The organism is uncultured Oscillibacter sp., from assembly GCF_910579365.1.
Classification (GTDB): domain Bacteria; phylum Bacillota; class Clostridia; order Oscillospirales; family Oscillospiraceae; genus Oscillibacter.
Genome location: NZ_CAJTUX010000133.1, coordinates 1 through 3,406, shown reverse-complemented (window position 1 = coordinate 3,406; position 3,406 = coordinate 1). Strand labels below are relative to the sequence as shown.

At 57.8% G+C, this 3,406-nt stretch carries 3 protein-coding genes and 1 pseudogene; all 4 read left to right on the top strand.

Annotated features, from left to right (window positions below; translation table 11 throughout):
* A pseudogene (locus QZ329_RS15305) lies at positions 1-386 on the top strand (flavodoxin family protein); the annotation flags it as partial.
* On the top strand, positions 383-967 hold the full coding sequence (locus QZ329_RS15300) for a DapH/DapD/GlmU-related protein (protein ID WP_295753865.1): 585 nt from the start codon (positions 383-385) through the stop codon (positions 965-967). The pseudogene QZ329_RS15305 and the gene QZ329_RS15300, both read left to right, overlap by 4 nt.
* Positions 964-2,991, top strand: coding sequence for an aldo/keto reductase (locus QZ329_RS15295; RefSeq protein WP_295753864.1), 2,028 nt, complete (start codon positions 964-966; stop codon positions 2,989-2,991). Before QZ329_RS15300 ends, QZ329_RS15295 begins: the two co-directional genes overlap by 4 nt.
* Before the next feature lie 70 nt (positions 2,992-3,061).
* Complete coding sequence (locus QZ329_RS15290) at positions 3,062-3,319, top strand: hypothetical protein (RefSeq protein WP_295753863.1); 258 nt, start codon at positions 3,062-3,064, stop codon at positions 3,317-3,319.
* Positions 3,320-3,406: the final 87 nt, after the last annotated feature.

Below are 3,406 nucleotides of genomic sequence, written 5' to 3'. Positions count from 1 at the left end.
TTTCTGTATCATTCCCTCATTATACTACTTTTCCCTCTATTGGTACAGTTTCTTACGCCGGTGTGGAAGGATTTCTTCACAAGCCCGCCGCCGTTGTGGTGACGGCCCGCCGGGCCGGGACCACGGCCTCCCTGGATGTGCTGAATAAGTACCTGCTGAACGCGGAAATGCCCATTGTGTCCTCCACCTATTGGAACATGGTCTTTGGTCCCGCCCCGGAGCTGGTGGAGCAGGATAAAGAGGGCCTCCAGACCATGCGGAACCTGGGCCGGAACATGGCGTGGCTGCTGGGATGTATTGAGGCGGGCCGTCAGCAGGGCCGCACGCCGCCCCAGGCAGAGCGGGAGAACTGGACCAACTTTAACCGGCAGGAGGCGAAAACATGACGGCAGAGGATGTTATCAAGGGGTTTCGGGAGGACGCGCCCGAGGACGCGGAGCGGGCGGCTTACGCCAACGAGCTGTTCCAGGAGGCCATCCGGCTGGGGATGGAGCTGAACAACCAATACCATACGCCGGAGGAAATCCGGGAGATTATGGGGCGGCTGACCGGAAAGGAGATTGCCCCCGACTTCCGGCTGTTCCCCCCGTTCTATACGGACTTCGGGAAAAATATCACCATTGGGCGGGATGTGTTCATCAACTCCGGCTGTCACTTCCAAGATCAGGGCGGAATTGAGATCGGGGACGGCGCGCTGATTGGACACAACGTAGTCCTGGCCACCATTGACCATGACCTGAACCCGGCCAGAAACAGGAAAAACCACTACGCGCCTATCAAGATCGGCGCTCATGTGTGGATTGGCTCCAACGCCACGTTCTTATCCGGCGTTTCTATCGGAGAGTGGTCTGTGGTTGCCGCCGGAGCGGTGGTGACGAAGGATGTCCCGCCTATGACAGTGGTGGGTGGTGTTCCCGCTAAAGTCATTAAAAAAGTGAAAGTACAGGAAATGAGGACATCCACATGAAAAGCATAAAATTTCTTTCCTTCTCCATGGCGGTCTGTATGATCTGCCTCCTGACCATGACCTCCTGCTCGGCAGCGGAGGTCCCCGCCGCCAGCGGTGGGGCGGGTATGGACAGCGCAAAACTCACGTCCAAAACACAGCCTGCGTCCACTTTTTCGGATGTCCCTGCCGGTGCTTGGTATGCCGAGGCGATTGACTACTGCCAGCAGCACGGCATTATGAGCGGAACCACCGCTACCACCTTCGCGCCGGAGGCAACCCTGACCCGTGCTATGCTGGCCACGGTGCTGCACCGTATGAGCAGAACGCCCGCTGTTTCGGCGGTTGCCGGGTCCTGGTATAGTGACGCCGTTTCCTGGGCCGCGAAAAACAGCATCATCTCCGGCTATGGCGGCGGCACCTTTGGCGTAGATGACCCTACGACACGGGAACAGGCGGTTACAATCCTGTGGCGCTTCGCCGGAGAGCCGGAGAGCGCCGCGGCTGCGGACATTTCTGACGCCGCCTCGGTTTCCTCTTGGGCGCAGACGGCGGTTCGTTGGGCGAATGCCAACGGTATCCTGGAGGGTATAACCAGTAACCGCCGGTTCGACCCGAAAACCAATATCAAACGAGGGGAAATAGCCTCTATGCTATATCACTATTTGAGCAATATCGCCAGCAGCCAGCCGGGACCGGCAGCAGGCGGTAAGACCCTGGCGGCCTATTTCTCCGCCACCAATACCACCCGTCCTCTGGCGGAGTACGCGGCGGATATTCTGAACGCTGACCTCGCAGAGATCGTGCCGGAGGTCCCCTATACGGATGCTGACCTCGCCTATTACACCAATGGCCGGGTCGACCGGGAACAAAGCGACCCCTCCGCCCGCCCCGCGATTTCCGGAAGCGTTGAGAACATGGCGGACTACGATGTGATCTTCCTGGGCTACCCCATCTGGCACGGACAGCCGCCCCGGATTATCAGCACCTTCCTGGAGAGCTATGACCTCACCGGAAAAACCATCGTCCCCTTCTGCACGTCCCACTCCAGCGGGTACAGTGACAGCAGCATCAAGTCCCTGGCTCCTGGCGCGAATTGGATCACCGGCCGCCGTTTCGCCGGTGGAACCAGCCGCAGCACCGTGGAGGAATGGATCAATGGTCTGGAACTGCCGCAGCCGGCGGTGGACGCGGCGATTTCTGCCGCCAGCAAAGCGGGATTCAACTTTGAAGCCAAAAGCGTCACCCTCAACAGCGGCTATGAAATGCCCATTAACGGCCTGGGGACGTACAGCCTCCACGGGGAAACCTGCGTCAATTCTGTCAAATCCGCCCTGGCCAGCGGGGTCCGTCTCATCGACACCGCCTCCGCCTATGGCAACGAGGAAGAAGTGGGACAGGCCATCCGGGAGGCCATTGACGAGGGCATCATCAAACGGGAAGATGTTTTCGTTATCACGAAGATTTACCCCGGCAGCGAAATGGCCAACCCGGAGCAGTCCATCCAGGCGTGTCTGGACCGGCTGGACATTGGCTATGTGGACATGATGCTCCTGCACCACCCTGACCGGAACGATGTGAAAGCGTATCAGGCCATGGAAAAGTTTGTAGAGGACGGGAAAATCCGTTCTCTGGGCCTGTCCAACTGGTATGTGAAGGAGCTGGAATCTTTCTTGCCCCAGGTGACGATCACCCCGGCTCTGGTTCAGAATGAAATCCACCCCTACTATCAGGAGAATGATGTGATCCCCTATATCCAGGACCTTGGAATCGTGGTTCAGGGCTGGTATCCTCTGGGGGGCCGCGGCCATACGGCGGAGCTGCTGGGGGATGAGGTGATCTCCGGCATCGCCAAAGCCCACGGCGTATCCTCCGCCCAGGTAATTCTTCGCTGGAATCTCCAAAAGGGCGTGGTGGTCATCCCCGGCTCCAGCAATCCCGACCATATCAAGGAGAACACCGAATTGTACGGCTTCGAGCTGACCGATGCGGAAATGGCGCGGATCAACGCCCTTGACCGGAGCGAAAAGCACGACTGGTACTAAACAGAATCCTGCCTGTGACCGGCGGCGCACAGGCAGGGTAATTTTTTTGTAAAACAGGATGCATAGCTGTATGAAGCTGCAAGAAAAAGAGGTTTCCGCTTATAAAGCGGAACACCAGAATATAGCGGAGCGGCTGATGCGGGAAATGCCGCCATTCAAGGAGGCGGAGCAGCTTCTCGAACTGGTCCGGACGCATTTCTCCCTCGCCGTGCATGATACCCTGCATCCGAAAGTGATGATATTGGGCAGCGGTTTCCCGGAGAAATTGGTTTACGCTGGTACTGTCAAGAATAATGCGCAAAATAGTATGCAGGCTCTGGCAGAATAAAATCAGCCGGCAATAGAGGCATCCTCCAGGGCAGCCTCTAAGTGCTTCATATTCATGTACTTCTTGTTGCCCCACTGGGTGCCAGCT

Bases quoted from the DNA above. Each gene is read 5' to 3' on its own strand.
- QZ329_RS15300 (WP_295753865.1), top strand. From the start codon at position 383: ATGACGGCAGAGGATGTTATCAAGGGGTTTCGGGAGGACGCGCCCGAG.
- QZ329_RS15295 (WP_295753864.1), top strand. From the start codon at position 964: ATGAAAAGCATAAAATTTCTTTCCTTCTCCATGGCGGTCTGTATGATC.
- QZ329_RS15290 (WP_295753863.1), top strand. From the start codon at position 3,062: ATGAAGCTGCAAGAAAAAGAGGTTTCCGCTTATAAAGCGGAACACCAG.